General features: G+C 68.3%; 16 protein-coding genes and 1 pseudogene. 3 read left to right on the top strand and 14 right to left on the bottom strand.

The window, feature by feature from the left end; genetic code table 11:
- Positions 1-21: 21 nt before the first annotated feature.
- The 3 genes from AL072_RS16435 (at position 22) to AL072_RS16425 (ending at position 2858) form a co-directional block, all read left to right on the top strand.
- Complete coding sequence (locus tag AL072_RS16435; protein WP_045583148.1) at positions 22-435, top strand: DUF2946 family protein; 414 nt, start codon at positions 22-24, stop codon at positions 433-435.
- Between the two features lie 63 nt (positions 436-498).
- A complete protein-coding gene (locus AL072_RS16430; RefSeq protein WP_045583149.1) occupies positions 499-1032 on the top strand; it encodes a YcnI family copper-binding membrane protein in 534 nt (177 codons plus the stop codon).
- 98 nt (positions 1033-1130) lie between these two features.
- A complete protein-coding gene (locus AL072_RS16425) occupies positions 1131-2858 on the top strand; it encodes a copper resistance CopC/CopD family protein (protein ID WP_060721724.1) in 1728 nt (575 codons plus the stop codon).
- Between the two features lie 26 nt (positions 2859-2884).
- Here AL072_RS16425 and AL072_RS34940 read toward each other — a convergent pair whose 3' ends face one another.
- The 14 genes and pseudogenes from AL072_RS34940 to AL072_RS16365 all read right to left on the bottom strand — a co-directional run bounded on the left by AL072_RS34940 (position 2885) and on the right by AL072_RS16365 (position 16187).
- Positions 2885-3037: a hypothetical protein gene (locus tag AL072_RS34940; RefSeq protein ID WP_158511075.1), complete on the bottom strand. Its 153-nt coding sequence runs from the start codon at positions 3035-3037 to the stop codon at positions 2885-2887.
- A gap of 319 nt (positions 3038-3356) precedes the next feature.
- Positions 3357-3659 (bottom strand): annotated as a pseudogene (locus tag AL072_RS36290) (Hint domain-containing protein); the annotation flags it as partial.
- A 171-nt stretch (positions 3660-3830) separates the two neighbouring features.
- Positions 3831-4391, bottom strand: a complete 561-nt coding sequence (locus tag AL072_RS16420; RefSeq protein ID WP_045583150.1) for a hypothetical protein — start codon at positions 4389-4391, stop codon at positions 3831-3833.
- A 108-nt stretch (positions 4392-4499) separates the two neighbouring features.
- On the bottom strand, positions 4500-5006 hold the full coding sequence (locus AL072_RS16415; protein WP_045583151.1) for a hypothetical protein: 507 nt from the start codon (positions 5004-5006) through the stop codon (positions 4500-4502).
- Between the two features lie 316 nt (positions 5007-5322).
- The gene (locus tag AL072_RS16410) at positions 5323-6999 is read right to left on the bottom strand and encodes a sensor histidine kinase (RefSeq protein ID WP_045583152.1); all 1677 of its coding nucleotides are present in this window, start codon (positions 6997-6999) and stop codon (positions 5323-5325) included.
- 298 nt (positions 7000-7297) lie between these two features.
- The gene (locus AL072_RS35645; RefSeq protein WP_052710120.1) at positions 7298-7504 is read right to left on the bottom strand and encodes a response regulator transcription factor; all 207 of its coding nucleotides are present in this window, start codon (positions 7502-7504) and stop codon (positions 7298-7300) included.
- Positions 7505-7978: 474 nt separating this feature from the next.
- Entirely contained in the window at positions 7979-8632 is a 654-nt protein-coding gene (locus tag AL072_RS16400) for a DedA family protein (protein WP_052710121.1), read from the bottom strand.
- Between the two features lie 255 nt (positions 8633-8887).
- Positions 8888-9622 (bottom strand): histidine phosphatase family protein, encoded by a 735-nt coding sequence (locus AL072_RS16395; RefSeq protein ID WP_045583153.1) that lies wholly within the window; start codon positions 9620-9622, stop codon positions 8888-8890.
- Positions 9619-10551, bottom strand: coding sequence for a branched-chain amino acid ABC transporter permease (locus AL072_RS16390; protein ID WP_425388605.1), 933 nt, complete (start codon positions 10549-10551; stop codon positions 9619-9621). Before AL072_RS16390 ends, AL072_RS16395 begins: the two co-directional genes overlap by 4 nt.
- A 39-nt stretch (positions 10552-10590) precedes the next feature.
- Positions 10591-11478 carry a branched-chain amino acid ABC transporter permease gene (locus AL072_RS16385; RefSeq protein WP_045583155.1) on the bottom strand — a complete coding sequence of 296 codons (888 nt, stop codon included), beginning with the start codon at positions 11476-11478 and terminating at the stop codon, positions 10591-10593.
- 21 nt (positions 11479-11499) lie between these two features.
- Complete coding sequence (locus AL072_RS16380) at positions 11500-12237, bottom strand: ABC transporter ATP-binding protein (protein ID WP_045583156.1); 738 nt, start codon at positions 12235-12237, stop codon at positions 11500-11502.
- The gene (locus tag AL072_RS16375; protein WP_045583157.1) at positions 12230-12985 is read right to left on the bottom strand and encodes an ABC transporter ATP-binding protein; all 756 of its coding nucleotides are present in this window, start codon (positions 12983-12985) and stop codon (positions 12230-12232) included. The genes AL072_RS16380 and AL072_RS16375 overlap by 8 nt, the downstream gene beginning before the upstream one ends.
- A 22-nt stretch (positions 12986-13007) precedes the next feature.
- A complete protein-coding gene (locus tag AL072_RS16370) occupies positions 13008-14249 on the bottom strand; it encodes an ABC transporter substrate-binding protein (protein ID WP_063840358.1) in 1242 nt (413 codons plus the stop codon).
- 258 nt (positions 14250-14507) lie between these two features.
- On the bottom strand, positions 14508-16187 hold the full coding sequence (locus tag AL072_RS16365; protein WP_045583158.1) for a sigma-54 interaction domain-containing protein: 1680 nt from the start codon (positions 16185-16187) through the stop codon (positions 14508-14510).
- Positions 16188-16314: the final 127 nt, after the last annotated feature.

The raw sequence follows: 16314 nt of genomic DNA, 5'->3' as shown, positions 1-16314 counted from the left end.
CGGCGCCGGACATCCAGAGACATGCGCGATCCGCCTCCGGGCGGCCTCCCGGGCGGCCGCGCCCGGCTGCGCCATGCGCTGGCGGGCTGGCTTGCGGTGCTGGCGCTGCTGGTCCAGGTGGCGGTTCCCGATTTCGCCATGGCGGCGCGGGCGCGCGCGGGACTGCCGGCCGGCTTCCTGACCGCGGCGACCGCGGCCGGGCATTGCGGTCCCGGCCAGGGGCATCCCGGGGAGCATCCCGGCGGCCAGGCCATGGACCATGACGGTCTCTGCGCCTTCTGCCTCGCGCTCGCCACCCATGGGCTGGTGCCCACTGCCGCCGCCCCGCCGCCGCCGCCGGTCTTCGCCTTGGTGGCTTCCCCGCCGGCCAGCCCCGGCATGCGTCCGGCCGACCATTTCCTGACCTGCGTCAAACCCCGCGCTCCGCCGGTGTGATCCCGGCACCACCCGCCCCGACCGGCCCCCGTCCGGTCCGCAGATCCATTCAGGAGCGTTCCAATGACCCGCATCCTCTCCCTGGCGCTCGGCGCCGGGACCCTTTGCCTTGCGCTCGCCGCCGGCACCGCCGCCGCCCATGTCGTCCTGGAGACCCGCGAGGCGCCGGCCGGCAGCTATTACAAGGCCGTCCTGAAGGTCGGCCACGGCTGCGACAGCTCGCCGACCACCGCGATCCGCGTCCGCCTGCCCGACGGGGCAGTGCTGGCCAAGCCGATGCCGAAGCCGGGCTGGAGCCTGTCGACCAAGGAAGGCCCCTACGCCCAGCCCTATGAATCGCATGGGCGCAGCATCACCCGGGGCGTCACCGAAATCGCCTGGACCGGCGGCAGCCTGCCCGATGCCTGGTATGACGAGTTCGTCTTCCAGGTCGTGCTGCCCAAGCGGCCCGCCGGCACCACGATCCATTTCCCGGTGGTGCAGGAGTGCGAGAAGGGCGTCCATCGCTGGATCGAGATCCCGGAGGCCGGCAAGTCGCCGGGCGATTATCGCGAACCGGCGCCGGTCCTCAAGCTGACCGAACCCGCGCCGCACTGACGGCCTCCCGCCGGACGGGCGGGCGGCATGCCGGCGGCCCTGAGGGCTTCCGGCATGCCGGCCCGCGGCCATGGCTGCCGCCAACGCGAGGCATCCCAATGCATTCCAACCTTCATCGTCCGCCCGGCTTGCCAGCGCCCGCCTGCACGCCTTTCCGGGCGCTCTTCCGGGTGGTCCTGCTGCTCGCCCTGGCGGGCATGGCGGCGATCCCGCGGACCGGTTGGGCCCATGCCGTCCTGATGGAGTCGGTCCCGGCCGACGGCGCCACCCTCGACGCCCCGCCGGCCGAGCTGCGGCTGAGCTTCAACGAGCCCGTCTCCCCGATCCGCTTCCAGCTGCTCGACCAGCAGGGACGCGACATGGCCGATCCCGCGGGCACCGTGGCGGAGAACGATACCGTCCGTCTCGCCCTGCCGCCGGGGCTGCCGCAGGGCCTCTATGTCGCCAGCTACCGCATGACCTCCGCCGACGGCCATCCCGTCGCCGGCTCCTTCACCTTCGGCATCGGCATGACACCGCCGCCGCCGGCCGCAACGCCGGAGCCCGACGACCCGGCCCGCACCGCCGCGCTGGCCGGGGTGCTGCTGCGCGCCCTGCATTACGCCGCCCTGCTGGCCGGGACCGGCGGCGGCCTGTTCCTGCTTCTGGTCGGCGGGCGGTCGAGCGCGCTCAGCGACCGGGTGACGCCGGCCCTGGGGGCGATGCTGCTGGCGGCCGGGCTGTCGGGGCTGCTGCTGGTCGGGGTGACCGGCGCGGTCCTGACCGGCCAGCCCCTCGCCGCGCTCGCGACGGCGTCGGCCTGGAGCACCGGCGCCGGAAGCAGCGTCGGCCTCAGCATCGGCATCGCCGCGCTGGCCCTGCTCTGCACGGCTGGCGGGCTGGCGGGTTGGGGCCGGTCGAAAGCCGGCTGGCTGCTCCTGGCAGCGGGGGCGCTGCTGGGCGCCCTGTCGCTGGCGGCCACCGGCCATGCCGCCACCGCCCCGCCGCGCTGGCTGGCCGCCCCCCTGGTCGCGCTGCATGGGCTGATGGCCGCCTTCTGGGTCGGGGCGCTGTGGCCGCTGGCCGTCGCCCTGCGCCTGGAGCCTGCGGCCGAGGCGGCACGGCTGACCCGCCGCTTCTCCCGCCTCGCCGTCGGCGCGGTGGCGGTGCTGGCCGGGGCCGGCGCCATCCTGTCCGTGCTCCAGCTCCGCCCGGCCGGTGCGGTTTCAGGCAGCGCGATCTTGGAGGCGATCCTGTCGACCGGCTATGGCTGGCTGTGGTCGGGCAAGATGCTGGCGGTCCTGCTGCTGCTCGGGCTGGCGGCATGGAACCGGCAGTCGCTGACCCCTGCGCTCGACCGCGGCGGCACCGGCCCGGTCCGGGCGCTGCGACGGAGCATCGCCCTGGAGATGGCGGTGGCCGGCACGATCCTGCTGTTGAGCGCCTCGTTCGCCCTGACCCCCCCGCCGCGCGCACGGAGCGGCGGGGTGGAAAGGCCGCCGCCGGGATTTTCCATCGTCACGGTCCGGAACGGCCATATGGCCATCATCGATGTCGATCCGGCGAGGCCGGGGCGGAACCGCATCCGGCTCCACCTCCAGGACGAGGACGGCAAGCAGTTGGCCGCCCGCGAGGCGACGGCGGAATGGGAGCTGCCAACCGCCGGCATCGCCCCGCTGCGACGGCCCCTGTCGAGCCTCGGCCCCGGCTTCTTCGGCAGCGACGACATGGAACTGCCGCTGGCCGGCCGCTGGGAGCTGCGCCTGGACGTGCTGATCGACGATTTCGACAAGCAGGTGTTCCGGACCAGGCTGCAACTCGGCGAGCCGGCCGCCGGCACGAAGTGACGGAGGCTCCCCGGCAAATACGGCGATCAACGAACGGCGACCGGGGCACCGTCGGCACGGTCGGCCGGCAGGCCCTGACGGTCGCCGCTTTTCCCGTCGGCGCCACGCATCATCTCCTGGAACGCCGTCCAGCCGATATCGACCGTCGTGGCGCCGGCCGGAACGCCGGCCGTCAGCAAAGGTCGGGCTGGGCTTCGGCGTGAAGGCGGCCGGTCCGGCGGCAGGGCGTGCCTGCTTGCGCATGGCGGGAACCCTGCGCTTCGCCGGGGCCGGGTTCCCGGCCTTCGCCCTGCGGTGGAGGAGGATCGCAGCCGTCCACAAATCATCCTCGGTGCAATCGGGAACCGGAGACGTCAGCGCACGATCATGGGCCGCACCGTCGGGATAGCGGGCGAAATAATCGTCGCAATTGTCGAAACGGAACCGCGGGCTGACGCGCGGCCACAGGCTCAACACCGGCAGGTGGTTGACGAAGATCACATCCACGGTCTCGAGTTCGACATTGTGGTAGGCCAGATCGCGAACCCTGTCGTCCTGCACGATGCTGAGCCCGTTGACAAAGGCACCGATCGGCATCGTGACGCCGTTCGCGGCGATGGCATGCCATCTTGCGATGTAGAGATCGCGCGAAGGCACGTTCTTTTGCACCGCATCCCTGCGCACGATCACCGGCAGGCAGGCCTGTTCCGCTTCCGGCGTGTTGATCAGGCGGGCGGGAATGGTGGTCCTGCCGACCCAGCGGATCGGACGGTAGGCACCGCTGGCCGTCAGAACACAGTCGCCGATGTGCAGCCGTTCCACCGGCACATCGCCGCGATCGGTGTACACCAGGCTGCCCGCCAGATAGCAGCTCGGTTCTATGAGGGAGAAGACCTGCGCTTTGATGTCGACGACCGAATTGCCGCCGGTCACATCTATCCAGGCGACGATGACTCAGCCGTCGCTCGTCGCGGCGACGGCGGGGACGGATTGCTAGCCGGCGGCCGTGGGGTTGGCGACGAACTCACCGCCGACCTTGGTGCCGTCGGCGCTGAAGACTTGGCCCCTGATCTCGTACAGAATGTTCGGGTCGCCGCCTTCGCTGGCGTCCGTCCAGGTGACGACGAAGCCTCCGTCGCCCAATGCGGCGACGCTGGGTTCGAATTGACCCAGATCGGCTGTGGTGTTGACGACGAAATTGTCCCCCTCCGGGTATCCGTCTTCGTTGTAGATCTGCGCCATCACGGCGGCGTCGGAGCCGTCCGCGCCCGCGTCCTCGGACTGCCAGATGATGACAAACCCGCCGCCACTCAAGGCTGCGATCTTGGGAGCGGTCTGGCGGCCGAACGCCGATGTGTTGACGCTGAAGTCGCCTCTCACCTCGTTGCCGGAGCGATCATAAACCTTCGCCCGCACGCCATTGTCCCATGTATCGTCGCCGCTGCCCGTCACCGAGCCTCTCGAATCCTGCCATGCGACGACGAAGTTGCCATTCTTCAGGGCCGTGACCGTCGGCGCGGACTGATCGTCGCCGTCGGGATTCGCGCTGTTCAAGACATCGTCGCCGGCGGGGCTGTTGACGAGGAACTCGTCGCCGATCGCAACTCCGTTGGCGTTGAAGAGCCGCGCCTTGACCGCGGTGCCCGCGCCATCGCCCGAGGCCTAGTCCGTGGTCACCCAGACGACCACGAAGCCCCCGTCATCCGTGCCGTTCGGATCGGGGTACAATCCCGCAACGCTTGGAGCGCTCTGATCACCGGCAAAGGACCCGTTGATGGCGAAGTCGTCGTCCATGAACCTGCCGTCGGGCCCCCGGCGTGCACCGCGGATTCCGGTGCCCTGTGTATCGCCTTGCTCACCGTTGGCGTCCACCCACACGATCATCATCCCGTTCGGGTCGCCCGTTACGGCTTTCAGAGTGTCGACGCTCGGTTTCGACTGATCCAGATTTGTGGTGGCGTTGACAAAGAAGTCCGCGCCCGTCGCCCCATCGAGCCCGACGAATTGTCCTCGAATTCCCGAGCCACTGCTGTCGAAGGAACTACCGCTGTTGTCCGTCCAGGCGAGGAAATATCCATAGCCGTCCACCGCCGTGACGGTGACTTCACGCTGAGTGTTGGTGGTGGTCGTGTTTACGGCAATCTCTGAGCCATTCGCAACCAAAGGCATAATGCAGAAACTCCAATCCAAGAAATGAAATTCAGGTGGATGCTGTGCACAACCCCATGCGGAATTGCGGCGGATGCCGGCTGGTCTTGGAAAAAGCGTCGGGCTTCATCGCAGGCCCCCGACCGATGGCCGGCGCGAAGACCGGCAGGGGCAGACCGCCAGGGGCCGGAGCGGTGCCGGGTTCGATGGCCGAGCGAAACGAATGCGATGGTTGAAAGACATGTCGTTACTCTCGTTGGGATATTTCACCCAACGATAGTGGTGCCGTTCGTGGTCGAACATCCCAAGAGTGTGTGCCCCCCCTCGTCCGGCGGGGTCAGCGCACCTCGGCCAGGAACGCGGTCGGGGACGGCGCCGCCGGGGGAAGCCGGGCGGGAAGATCGAGCGTGACCGTCGTCCCGGAGGCATCGGACAGGATGGTCAGGGTGGCGCCGAGCCCGTCCGCCCGCCGCCGCATGTTCCCCATGCCGTGGCTGCCGGGGCGGTCGGCGGCGCCGCCGCGCCCGCGGTCGCCGAGGCGCTGGCGGACACCCCGGCCGGCCACGGGCGAGGGAGCGGCCTCGAAGCGCAATTCCGCCGACCCGCTGTGGCGCAGGGCGTTGGTGGCCGCTTCCTGAAGGATGCGGAAGATGGCAAGGGCCGCCCCGGGATGCAGCCCCTTCAAGTCCGGCAGGGTGCCGGTCCGCCAGACCAGCTCCACCCCGTGGGCCGCAACCTGCTGCTCGATCCGCTCGCGGAACAGGGCGAGCATGACGCCCAGATCCTCGCCGTAATCGTCGAGCGAGGCGACGATCAGCCGGAGATCGGCCAGCGCGGCACCGACCGTCCCGGCCACCTCCGCCGGCCCGACCTCGCGCAGCTCGCACAGCGCCAGGGTGGAGACCAGCTGTCCGGCGATGCCGTCGTGCAGGTCGCTCATCAGGCGCACGCGCTCGGCCTCCAGGGTGGCGGCCCGGGCCGGGATCCGCTCGCGCTCGAAGCTGCGCAGCAGCGCCTCCTCGGTGGCGGCGACCTCCCGCTTCAGCCGGCTGTTGAAGCGGTCCAGCATGTTCATGGTGACGGCGAAGCGCCACATGAACACGGCGCTGAAGGTGGTCAGCAGCAAGGGCGCGGCGAACCGGCTGAGCGGGATGCCGACGTCGTTGACACCGCTCAGCAGGTTCATCAGATCGTGGGTGGCCAGGATCAGGGTCAGGAGAAAGGCGCCGAGCAGCGGCAACGCCTCGCCGTTACGATCCTTGAACGCCGCCCAGGACAGGACCAGGGCGGCGGCCAGCACGTTCAGAACGCCGATCGGCGTGAAGATCCCGAACAGCAGCCACTGGTGGATCTCCAGCGGCAACGTCGTCAGGCTGGCCGCGACGGCGGCTGGCAGCAGCAGGAACACCCGGATGGGGACCGGCGGCCGGCGGCCGACGAACAGGCAGGCCAGCGGCAGGATCAGGCTGGTGCTGACGAACCGGGCATGGTTGGCGAGAAGCAGGATCCTCTCGCCAAGCACGTCGCCGAGGATCGCCGGCAGGGAGGTGAGCGCCTGCGACAGCAGCATCGCGCCGACCAGCAGGAAGATCCTCTCCCGCGGGCGGGCGATCCACATGATCAGCATCCCCACCCCCATGGCGATCTCCCATCCGTCGATCAGCCGGGGCAGCGTGGAGAACAGGAAGGTTCGGCGGTCGTAATCGGCACGGAGCAGGACATCCGGCCCGACTGCGACACGGCCGAGAAAGCCGAACTTCGCGCCGCTCGAGGTCAGCAGGATCCGCAAGTCGTTCGTACCCGGCTGGAGAAGCGGATCGGGCAGCGGAACCAGCAGCGGGGAGGTCGACCAGCTGTCGGTTTCCGACTGCTCCCAATCGCTGGTCGCCAGGAAGACGCCGTTCAAGGACACGGTGACACGGCCCTGGTAGGCCGGGATATAGAGCGAGACCAGCCGGCCTTCCTTCTCCTGCCGGTGAAGGGAAAGCCGGAAGGAGGCCCTGCACTGCTCCATGCCCCGAACCGGCGGACAGCGGTAGGGCAGAGTCGCCCCGTCCGCGGCCTTAACCGCCGCCGGTCCCTGCACATCGCGCCCGGAACCGCCGCCGCCGTCGAGGCGGACGTCCTGGATGTACAGGGTTCCGGCATCGGCCGGCGGTGTGACGTTCCGGAAGACGAACCAGCCGAAGGCCAGAGGCAGCAGAAGACAGAGAAGGAGGAGACCGTACCATGATCCGGTGGCCCGGCCGGGATGCCGTGTCTGCGTCTGCGTCCTGCGGGAGTTCGGTCACGGCCCTGGCTCCGCCCCCGCCTCAAGGGCCGAGATTGATGATTTTCTGGTTGATCGCGGTGAACACCGCCTCGCCGCGGGAGTTGACCTCCAGCTTGCGGTAGATGTTCTTGATGTGGGTCAGGACGGTGTTGCGCGAGATGCCCAGCCTGTCCGCGATGTCGGCATAGGTGAGCCCCTTGGCGATGCCCCAGAGGATATCGGTCTCACGCCCGGTCAGGGACGGCACGGGTATGGCTGGATCGCTGGCGGCAGGCTTGCCCTGGATCCGGCGGACGATGGTCCGGGCGATGGATGTGGAGATCGGCGAGAGGCCGGCGACCAGATCCAGGACCGAGCCGACCAGATCCGCCGAGCGGGAATCCTTCAGGATGTAGCCCGCCGCTCCGGGATGGGGGCGTCGTCTTCGACCAGCATGACCCGGACGCGGCGTGCCACCGGCATCGCTCCGTCCTCTCCGCTTTCCGACATGCCGGATGCTCCCTCTTCCCGACGGTCAGCCTGAGTTGATCCGTTCCGCGTTTTCTCTACGCGCAGGGATGCCTCCTGCCAATCACCATTCGATCCGGCAGCCGATGTCGTCCGGTGGGCGATGGGGCATGCACGGCGTCAGGGAGGCAGGGGGTTTCCGATGGAAGGCATCGCACTCCAAGCAGAGGATCCGAACTCCCCGCCCACCTGTGGACGGGCTCGGACACTCTGCCTAGCAGCCCGCATTTCCCGGCATGCCGTCGACGGGCGGAGCGGGGACGCAAGTCTTCGCCGCGCCTTGCCCCGTACCGCCGTCGGCAGCGGCCGGACCGGCACGGCCGCCCAGTCCGCTCACGTCGTAGCCGGTCCAGGCGAGATGCCCCGGCGACATCAGCAACGGAGCCCAGATCACGGCCGACAGGACATTGAAGGTCTGGAATTTCCGGTGGGGCATCGCCATCATGCCGGCCGTCGTCGGCACCACGGCGCGCAGCGGGCCGACGAAGCGCGCCAGGAACACGCTCTTGCTGCCATGCCGGTGGAAGAAGGCTTCGCCACGGCGGCGCAGCTCGGGCTGCCTGCTGAACGGCCACAGCCGGAAAATGCGCTCGCCATAGCGGCGGCCCAGCCAATAGGACGCGGCATCCCCCAGAACGGCGCCGCCCACGATCGCCAGATAGACGGACCAGAAATCGAGAATGCCGGCGGCCACCAGCGCGCCGGTCGCGGTCAGCATGACGACACCCGGGATAAGAAGCCCGACGAGCGTCAATCCTTCCGCGAACGCCATCAGGAAGATGATGGCCTCCGCCCACTCCGCATGCGCTTCGATGTAGGCGGCGAGAGCGGCACCCAGGGTGGCGAAATCCGGCAATGCGGTCAGCACGGTATCTGCGCCCGCGTCTTCCCGGTCCTCGTGGGGCGCCCCCAGCCGGGGAACCGTCGATGCAGGTCGGTCATGAAGAGCGCTCAGTCCTTTTTGGCCCGCCAAGCGGGCGCGGGCACGGGTCCTCCACAGCTGGGCCCGCCTCCCCGGCCTTACAAGTCGGCCCGTTCGGTTTTGGCCGGCCGGGCGAGAGCGATGGTGAAGCAGGCGCCGCGGGACCGGGCCGCCGGTTCCGGTCGCTGGGAAAGCCGCCGGTCAGTCCTGCGCCCGCTCCCGGTAGCGGCGGTAGACGGCGCACAGCTCCTCCATCCCGGTCGCGGAGCGGCTGCGTTTGGACGGTTCGGCCGGCGTGACGTTGACCGTCCGGACGAGGCTGCGTTGGATGATGCCGTCGGCGACGTCGAAATCGACGACATTGACGCAGCCCGGATCCTGCTCCAGCCCGGCCATCGCGGCACGGCCGCCGGTCAGGGCCCAGCTCAGCAGCAACCGGTTCACCCCCTCATGCAGCACGGCGAACAGCGTCTCGTCCCCCGGCCGGGCCGTCAGCCAGATGCGGAAGGCGCCGAGCACGCGGGCTTCGAAGTCGGCGAACCGTTCGCCGCCGATGAAGCCCGTATCCTCGTGCGCGTGGTCGAAGGCGCGGCCGATCACCCGGTCGATGTCGGCCACGGCCACCTCCGCCAGACGCCCGCCGCGGATCTCCCGCAATTCATGGAGCATGTCGGTTGCGACGGCAGTCTGCGCCAGGATGAAGGCCGCCGTCTCCCGCGTCCGCGGTGCCGAGGAACAGAGGGCGCGGTCGAAACGGTAATCGGCGAGCATCGCCGCCGCTGCCGCCGCCTGCCGCCGGCCGTCTTCGGTCAGCGCCACGGTGCGGGGATCGACCGGACGGCCGTCGGCCTCGAAATAGCGCACCTCGCCGTGCCGCATCAGCACCACGCGCTTGCGCGCCAGCGGACAGGAGGCCGGCAGACAGGAAGCGGTCATCTGGCTCGGCCCGCCAGCCGATGCAGGATCTCCCCGACGATTCCGCGGCGGAACAGCAGGACGCAGCCGACGAAGATGCAGCCGATGACCACCGGCACCGGCAGGCTGGTGGCGGCGAGGTAGCTTTCCAGCGTCACGACCAGCGCCGCCCCCACCACCGGGCCAAGCAGCGTGCCCATGCCGCCCAGCAGCGTCATCAGCACCACCTCGCCCGACATCTGCCACGTCACGTCGGTCAGCGAGGCCAGTTGGAACACCAGCGCCTTGGTCCCGCCGGCCAGCCCCGCCAAGCTTGCCGACAGCACGAAGGCCACCAGCTTGTAGCGGTCGGTGCGGTAGCCCAGCGACACCGCCCGCGGCTCGTTCTCGCGGATCGCCTTCAGCACCTGGCCGAACGGCGAATGCACCGTGCGCCACACCAGCGCGAAGCCGCCGAGGAAGATCGCCAGCACGGTGTAGTACATCGTCAGCGGCTGGCCGAGGTCGAACAGCCCGAACAGCGTGCCGCGCGGCACGCCCTGGATGCCGTCCTCGCCATGGGTGAAGGGAAGCTGCAGCGCCAGGAAGAACACCATCTGGCTCAAGGCCAGCGTGATCATGGCGAAGTAGATGCCCTGCCGCCGGATCGCGATCAGCCCGAAGACCAGCCCCATCAGCCCGGCGACGGCGGTGGCGGCGAGCAGGCCCGCCTCCGGCGACCAGCCCCATTCCTTCACCGTGTGGGCGGCGATGTAGGCCGCCGATCCGAAGAAGGCGGCATGGCCGAAGCTCAACAGGCCGGCGAAGCCGATCAGCAGGTTGAAGGCGCAGGCGAACAGCGCGAAGCACAGCACCTTCATCAGGAACACCGGATACAGCAGGAACGGTGCCAGCACCGCCAGCAGCAGACTGCCCCCCAGCAGCAACGCCTTGCGCGCCCCCGCCTCCATCCCCGTCCGCGGCAGCGCCTGGGTTTGCATGCTCATCGCTTATCTCTCCCGTCCGAACAGGCCGGCCGGCTTCACCATCAGCACCACGGCCATGATCACGAACACCACGATGTTGGAGGCCTCCGGGTAGACCACCTTGGTCAGCCCCTCCAGCAGCCCCAGCCCCAGCCCGGTCACGATGGCGCCGAGGATCGAGCCCATGCCGCCGATCACCACCACCGCGAACACCACGATGATGATGTTGGAGCCCATCAGCGGCGACACCTGGTAGATCGGCGCCGCCAGCACCCCGGCCAGACCGGCCAGCGCCACCCCGAAGCCGTAGGTCAGCGACACCATCACCGGCACATTGATGCCGAAGGCCTGCACCAGCGTCGGGTTCTCCGTCGCCGCGCGCAGATACGCCCCCAGCCTGGTCCGCTCGATGGCGAACCAGGTGCCCAGGCACACCAGCAGCGAGGCCGCCACCACCCAGCCGCGATATGTCGGCAGATACATGAAGCCCAGGTTGGTGCCGCCCTTCAGCAGGTCCGGGATCGGATAGGGCTGGCCCGACACGCCATACTGGTGGCGGAAGGCGCCCTCGAAGATCAGCGCCAGCCCGAAGGTCAGCAGCAGCCCATAGAGATGGTCGACCTTGTAGAGCCGGCGCAGCATCGTGCGTTCCAGCATCAGCCCGACGGCGCCGACCACCAGGGGCGCCAGCACCAGCGCCCCCCAATAGCCGATGCCGGCATGGCTCAGCAGCAGCCACGCCACAAAGGCGCCGACCATGTACAAGGCGCCATGCGCCATGTTGACGACGTTGAGCATGCCGAAGATCACCGCCAGCCCGAGGCTGAGCAGCGCATAGAAGGAGCCGTTGATCAGGCCGAGCAGCAACTGGCCGAACAGGGCCTGCGGCGGAATGCCGAGCAGATGGGACATGGTGGGTCTCTCGTCTCCCGCTCACACGCCGAGATAGGTGTGGAGCTTGTCCATGTTGGCGTGGAGCCGGTCGTTGGGGATCATGTCCACCACATGCCCTTCCTCCATGACGTAATGGCGGTCGGCGATGGTGGCGGCGAAGCGGAAATTCTGTTCGACCAGGACGATGGTGAAGCCGCGGGCCTTGAGCGCCCGCACCGCCACGCCGATCTGCTCGATGATGACGGGAGCCAGCCCTTCGGTCGGCTCGTCCAGCAGGATCAGGCTGGCACCGGTGCGCAGGATGCGGGCGATCGCCAGCATCTGCTGCTCGCCGCCCGACAGCCGCGTGCCCTGGGTCGAACCGCGCCCCTTCAGGTTGGGGAACAGCTCGTAAATCTGGGCGACGGTCATGCCGCCCTCCTTCACCACCGGCGGCAGCGTCAGGTTCTCGTCAACGCTGAGCGAGGAGAAGATGCCGCGCTCCTCCGGCACGTAGCTGATGCCGAGCCGCGGGATTTTGTGCTGGGCCATGCCGATCAGCTCCTGGCCCTGGAAGCGGATCGAGCCGGTGCGCTTGGCCATGATGCCCATGACGGCGCGCATGGTCGAGGTCTTGCCGGCGCCGTTGCGGCCAAGCAGCGTCACCACCTCGCCCTGCCGCACCTCCAGGCTGACGCCGTGCAGCACATGGCTCTCGCCGTAGAAGCCGTGCAGGTCGGAAATCTCCAGCATGGCCGTTCCCACTCGGGCGGTCTTGGTGTTCATCCCCTCAGGCATGTCCGGTCCCCATATACGCTTCCATCACCTGCGGGTTCTTCGACACCACCTCGTAGGGCCCCTCGGCGAGGATCTCGCCGCGGCGGAGCACGGTGATGGTGTCGGAGAGATGGGCGACGACAGACAGGTTGTGCTCGACCATCAGCACGGTGCGGTCGGCGGCGACGCGCTTGATCAGGGCCGCGGTGCCCTCGATGTCCTCATGGCCCATGCCGGCCAGCGGCTCGTCGAGCAGCATCACCTCGGGGTCGAGCGCCAGGGTGGTGGCGATCTCGAGAGCCCGCTTGCGGCCATAGGGCAGCTCGGCAGCGGTGTGCCCGGCCCAGGGGGAGAGGTTGACCGCCTCGATCAGCTCCAGCGCGCGATCGTGCAGGTCGTAGAGCGACGACTCCGACTTCCAGAAATGGAAGCTGGTGCCGAGCGGGCGCTGGAGCGCGACGCGGACATTCTCCAGCACGCTGAGATGCGGGAAGACGGCCGAGATCTGGAAGGACCGCACCAAGCCCATCAGCGCGATGTCGGCCGGCTTGGTGCGGGTGATGTCGCGGCCCTTGTAGAGGATCTGGCCGCGGGTGGGCGTCAGGAACTTGGTGAGCAGGTTGAACACCGTGCTCTTGCCGGCGCCGTTCGGGCCGATCAGCGCATGGATGGTGCCCCGCTTCACCTGCAGGTTCACCTCCTTGACCGCCACGAAGCCCTTGAACTCCTTCGTCAGGTTGCGCGCTTCCAGGATGATGTCGTCGGTCATCGCCCGCTCCCGACTACGGTCGTCAGGACTTCTTGACCAGCGGGCAGGTGCTGCGCTCCAGCGGCTGGTAGGCGGCATCGCCGGGGATGGGGCGCAGCACCTTGGCGAGATCCCACGGCGACTTGACCTCCGCCGGGGCCTTGGCCTCGGCCAGATACATCTCGTGCACCATGCGGCCGTCGTCGCGGATCTTGCCGTCCTTGGCGAAGAAGTCGTTGATCGTCACCGTCCGCAGATGCTCGCGCACCTTGGTCGCGTCATCGGTGCCGACCGCCTTGATGGCGTTCAGGTAGGTCGTCACAGCCGAATAGGCGCCGGCCTGGATGTCGGTCGGCATGGTTCCGAACCGCTTGAAGAAACGCTCGGAGAAGGCGCGCGTTTCGTCGTTGTAGTCCCAGTAGAAGCCGGTGGTGAACTTGACGCCCTTGGCAACGTCCGGTCCCAACGCCTTCAGGTCGCTGAGGAACACCAGCATCGCGGCGATCGACTGGCCGCTGTTGGTCAGGCCGAATTCCTGAGCCTGCTTCAGCGAGTTGCTGAAATCCGTGCCGGCATTGGCCAGCGCGACCACCTGGGCTCCCGAAGACTGTGCCTGGAGCAGGTAGGAGGCGAAATCGGCGCTGTTCAGCGGATGGCGGACGCCACCGACCACGGTGCCCCCCATCGCCTTCACCACGTCGGTCGTGTTCTTTTCCAGCGAGTGGCCGAAGGCGTAATCGGCGGTGAGGAAGTACCAGCTCTTGCCGCCCTCTTCCACCACGGCGCGACCGGTGCCGGTCGCCAGCGCATAGGTGTCGTAGACATAGTGGATGCCGTAGGGCGAGCATTCCGCGTTGGTGAGCGCGGTGGACGCCGAGCCGGCGGCGATGGTGATCCGCTTGCGCTCCGCCCCCAGCTTCTGGATCGCGATGGCCGAGGCGGAATCGGTGGACTCCAGCACCATGTCCACCTTGTCCTGATCGAACCAGCGCCGCACGGTGGACGAGGTGATGTCGACCTTGTTCTGGTAGTCGGCGGAGACGATCTCGACCGGCTTGTCCAGCACTTTGCCGCCGAAATCCTCGACCGCCATCTGCGAGGCGACGATGACCGCCTTGCCGCCGTTGCCGGAATAGACGCCGGTCATGTCGACGATGACGCCGATCTTCACCGCATCGTCGGACACCGCCCCGGTCTGTGCCCGGGCAGCGACGGATCCGGTGAACGTCGTCGCGACCATCGCTGCGGCGGTGGCGGCGGTGAGCATAAGGTGGTTCTTGGACATCAGGCCTCCCGAACTGTAATTTTGATTGGGATTCGCCCGTCTTCTGCATCGGACCCCATGCAACGGTATGGGCGGCGGACGGACGGGCTGTTCGCCAGCATGTTCAGCAAAGCCCGTGCCAATTGCCAAAAAGGGCGGAATGACGCCGCGGAACACACAGTCAGCATGGCGAACAGTGTTGTCGGAAAACACAATGTCTTCGGCAAGGACACCGACGGAGCCGCATTCCCGGCGGCGGCGCGGCGGGCGCAAGGGCCCTCAGCCCTGCGCCTCGATCGCCCGCAGCCGCTTGTAGAGGTAGGAGCGCGAGATGCCCAACTCCTCCGCCGCCCGCTTCTTGTTGCCGTCGTTGCGTTTCAACGCATCGCGGATCAGCGATTCCTCGACAGTCCCGACGGCGGACCTCATGTCGGCCGCCTGCCCGGGCGCTGCCCCGGGCGCTGCCGCCAACTCGGGCGGCGCGGACGGCGCAGGGATCGCGACCGAGGGCATTCCCGGCAGGGCGGACGGGCGGAAATCCTCGACCCGGATCGTCGTTCCGTCGGAGAAGATCGCCGCCCGTTCGACCTCGTGCAGCAGCTGCCGCACGTTGCCCGGCCATTTCAGCGATTGCAGGTAGCCGTACACCTTGTCGTCGACGAAGCGCACGTTGTTGCGGTTGCGGCTGGACAGTCCGGCAAGGAAGCCCTGGACGATCGCCGGGATGTCCTCCAGCCGTTCGCGAAGGGGCGGCAGCCGCAGGGTGACCGGACTGATGCGGTAATAGAGATCCAGCCGGAATTTCTCGCTCTGGATCATCTGGCCCAGATCGCGGTTGGTCGCCGACACCAGCCGGAAATCGGAGAAGCGCTGCTGTTCGCCGCCGACCCGTTCGAACACGCCGTCCTGCAGGATGCGCAGCAGCTTCACCTGGAGGTCGAGCGGCATGTCGCCGACCTCGTCGAGGAACAGCGTGCTCTTGTGCGCGGATTCGAACTTGCCCTTGCGTCCCTTGCGTTCGGCCCCGGTGAAGGCGCCGGGTTCGTAGCCGAACAGCTCGCTTTCGGCGAGGCTGGCGGGCAGCGCCGCCGAGTTGACCATCACCATCGGCCGGCCATGGCGGGCGCTCAGGCTGTGGATCGCGTTGGCGACCAGCTCCTTGCCGGTGCCGCTCTCGCCGATCAGCAGCACCGGCACGTCGAGCGGCGCCACCTTGGCGATATCGGCCTTCAACTGGCGGATGGCGTCGCTGGTGCCGATGATCTGCTCGATGCCGGTTGAACGGGTGCGCAGGCCGGTCAGCTCGCGCTTGTACTGCGCGATCTCGTCGCGCAGGCGGTTGACCTCCAGGCTGAGCTGCTGGAGCTGCTCCGGCGCCTTGAACATCACCTGCCCGATGGCGCCGACCACCACCCCGCCCTCGACGATCGGGATGCGGCTGACGACGCGGGTCACCCCGCGCATCTCCTGGACCCGGCCGATCTCGGCCTTGCCGGTGCGCAGGATCTCGTGCAGGCGGGTGTTCTCGATCACCTCGGTCACCGGCTTGCCGGCCGCCTCGCCGGTGCCGAGCCGGAAGAATCCCTCATGCACCGGGCTGATGAAGCGGACCTTCGCCTCGTGGTCGACGACCGTCATGCCCTCGTAGGGGCTGCTGACCAGATGGTTCAGGATGCTGTAGGCGAAATCGACGCTGCCGATGAAGTCGAGCAGCGTGTCCTCGCGCTTGCCCCGATGAATGAGGAAGAGCGTCGCGTCGGCGCCGCGCCAGCCGAGCACGGTGTAGCGCACACCATCCAGCTCGACCCCGAACAGCCGCCGTGTCCGCAGCTGGCCGCGCAGCCCCTTCAGCCGCTCCTGCACATCGGCCCGGGCGCCAAGCCCGTCCTGAAATCTGAAGTTGCCGTTGTCGTCGATGACCAGCAGTCCGGCCCGGGCCGGGTCGTGCGTTTCGCTCATCGGAATGCCTTCGTTCTTTCGCTGCGAGGCGGTGTCTTCGGCCCAACCTAAGCACAGCCACTGTCCCCTGTGAACACATATTGTTGGTGTCGCTGTGTGTTTGGTGAATACACTGTTTATGCCATAG

The organism is Azospirillum thiophilum (genome assembly GCF_001305595.1).
In the GTDB taxonomy this organism is placed as follows: domain Bacteria; phylum Pseudomonadota; class Alphaproteobacteria; order Azospirillales; family Azospirillaceae; genus Azospirillum; species Azospirillum thiophilum.
Note: the sequence above shows the minus strand (reverse complement) of the source record. Positions and strands in the feature narration are given on the sequence as shown.

Bases quoted from the DNA above. Each gene is read 5' to 3' on its own strand.
- AL072_RS16435 (WP_045583148.1), top strand. From the start codon at position 22: ATGCGCGATCCGCCTCCGGGCGGCCTCCCGGGCGGCCGCGCCCGGCTG.
- AL072_RS16430 (WP_045583149.1), top strand. From the start codon at position 499: ATGACCCGCATCCTCTCCCTGGCGCTCGGCGCCGGGACCCTTTGCCTT.
- AL072_RS16425 (WP_060721724.1), top strand. From the start codon at position 1,131: ATGCATTCCAACCTTCATCGTCCGCCCGGCTTGCCAGCGCCCGCCTGC.
- AL072_RS16415 (WP_045583151.1), bottom strand. From the start codon at position 5,006: ATGCCTTTGGTTGCGAATGGCTCAGAGATTGCCGTAAACACGACCACC.
- AL072_RS16410 (WP_045583152.1), bottom strand. From the start codon at position 6,999: ATGGAGCAGTGCAGGGCCTCCTTCCGGCTTTCCCTTCACCGGCAGGAG.
- AL072_RS16395 (WP_045583153.1), bottom strand. From the start codon at position 9,622: ATGACCGCTTCCTGTCTGCCGGCCTCCTGTCCGCTGGCGCGCAAGCGC.
- AL072_RS16390 (WP_425388605.1), bottom strand. From the start codon at position 10,551: ATGGAGGCGGGGGCGCGCAAGGCGTTGCTGCTGGGGGGCAGTCTGCTG.
- AL072_RS16385 (WP_045583155.1), bottom strand. From the start codon at position 11,478: ATGTCCCATCTGCTCGGCATTCCGCCGCAGGCCCTGTTCGGCCAGTTG.
- AL072_RS16380 (WP_045583156.1), bottom strand. From the start codon at position 12,237: ATGCCTGAGGGGATGAACACCAAGACCGCCCGAGTGGGAACGGCCATG.
- AL072_RS16375 (WP_045583157.1), bottom strand. From the start codon at position 12,985: ATGACCGACGACATCATCCTGGAAGCGCGCAACCTGACGAAGGAGTTC.
- AL072_RS16370 (WP_063840358.1), bottom strand. From the start codon at position 14,249: ATGTCCAAGAACCACCTTATGCTCACCGCCGCCACCGCCGCAGCGATG.
- AL072_RS16365 (WP_045583158.1), bottom strand. From the start codon at position 16,187: ATGAGCGAAACGCACGACCCGGCCCGGGCCGGACTGCTGGTCATCGAC.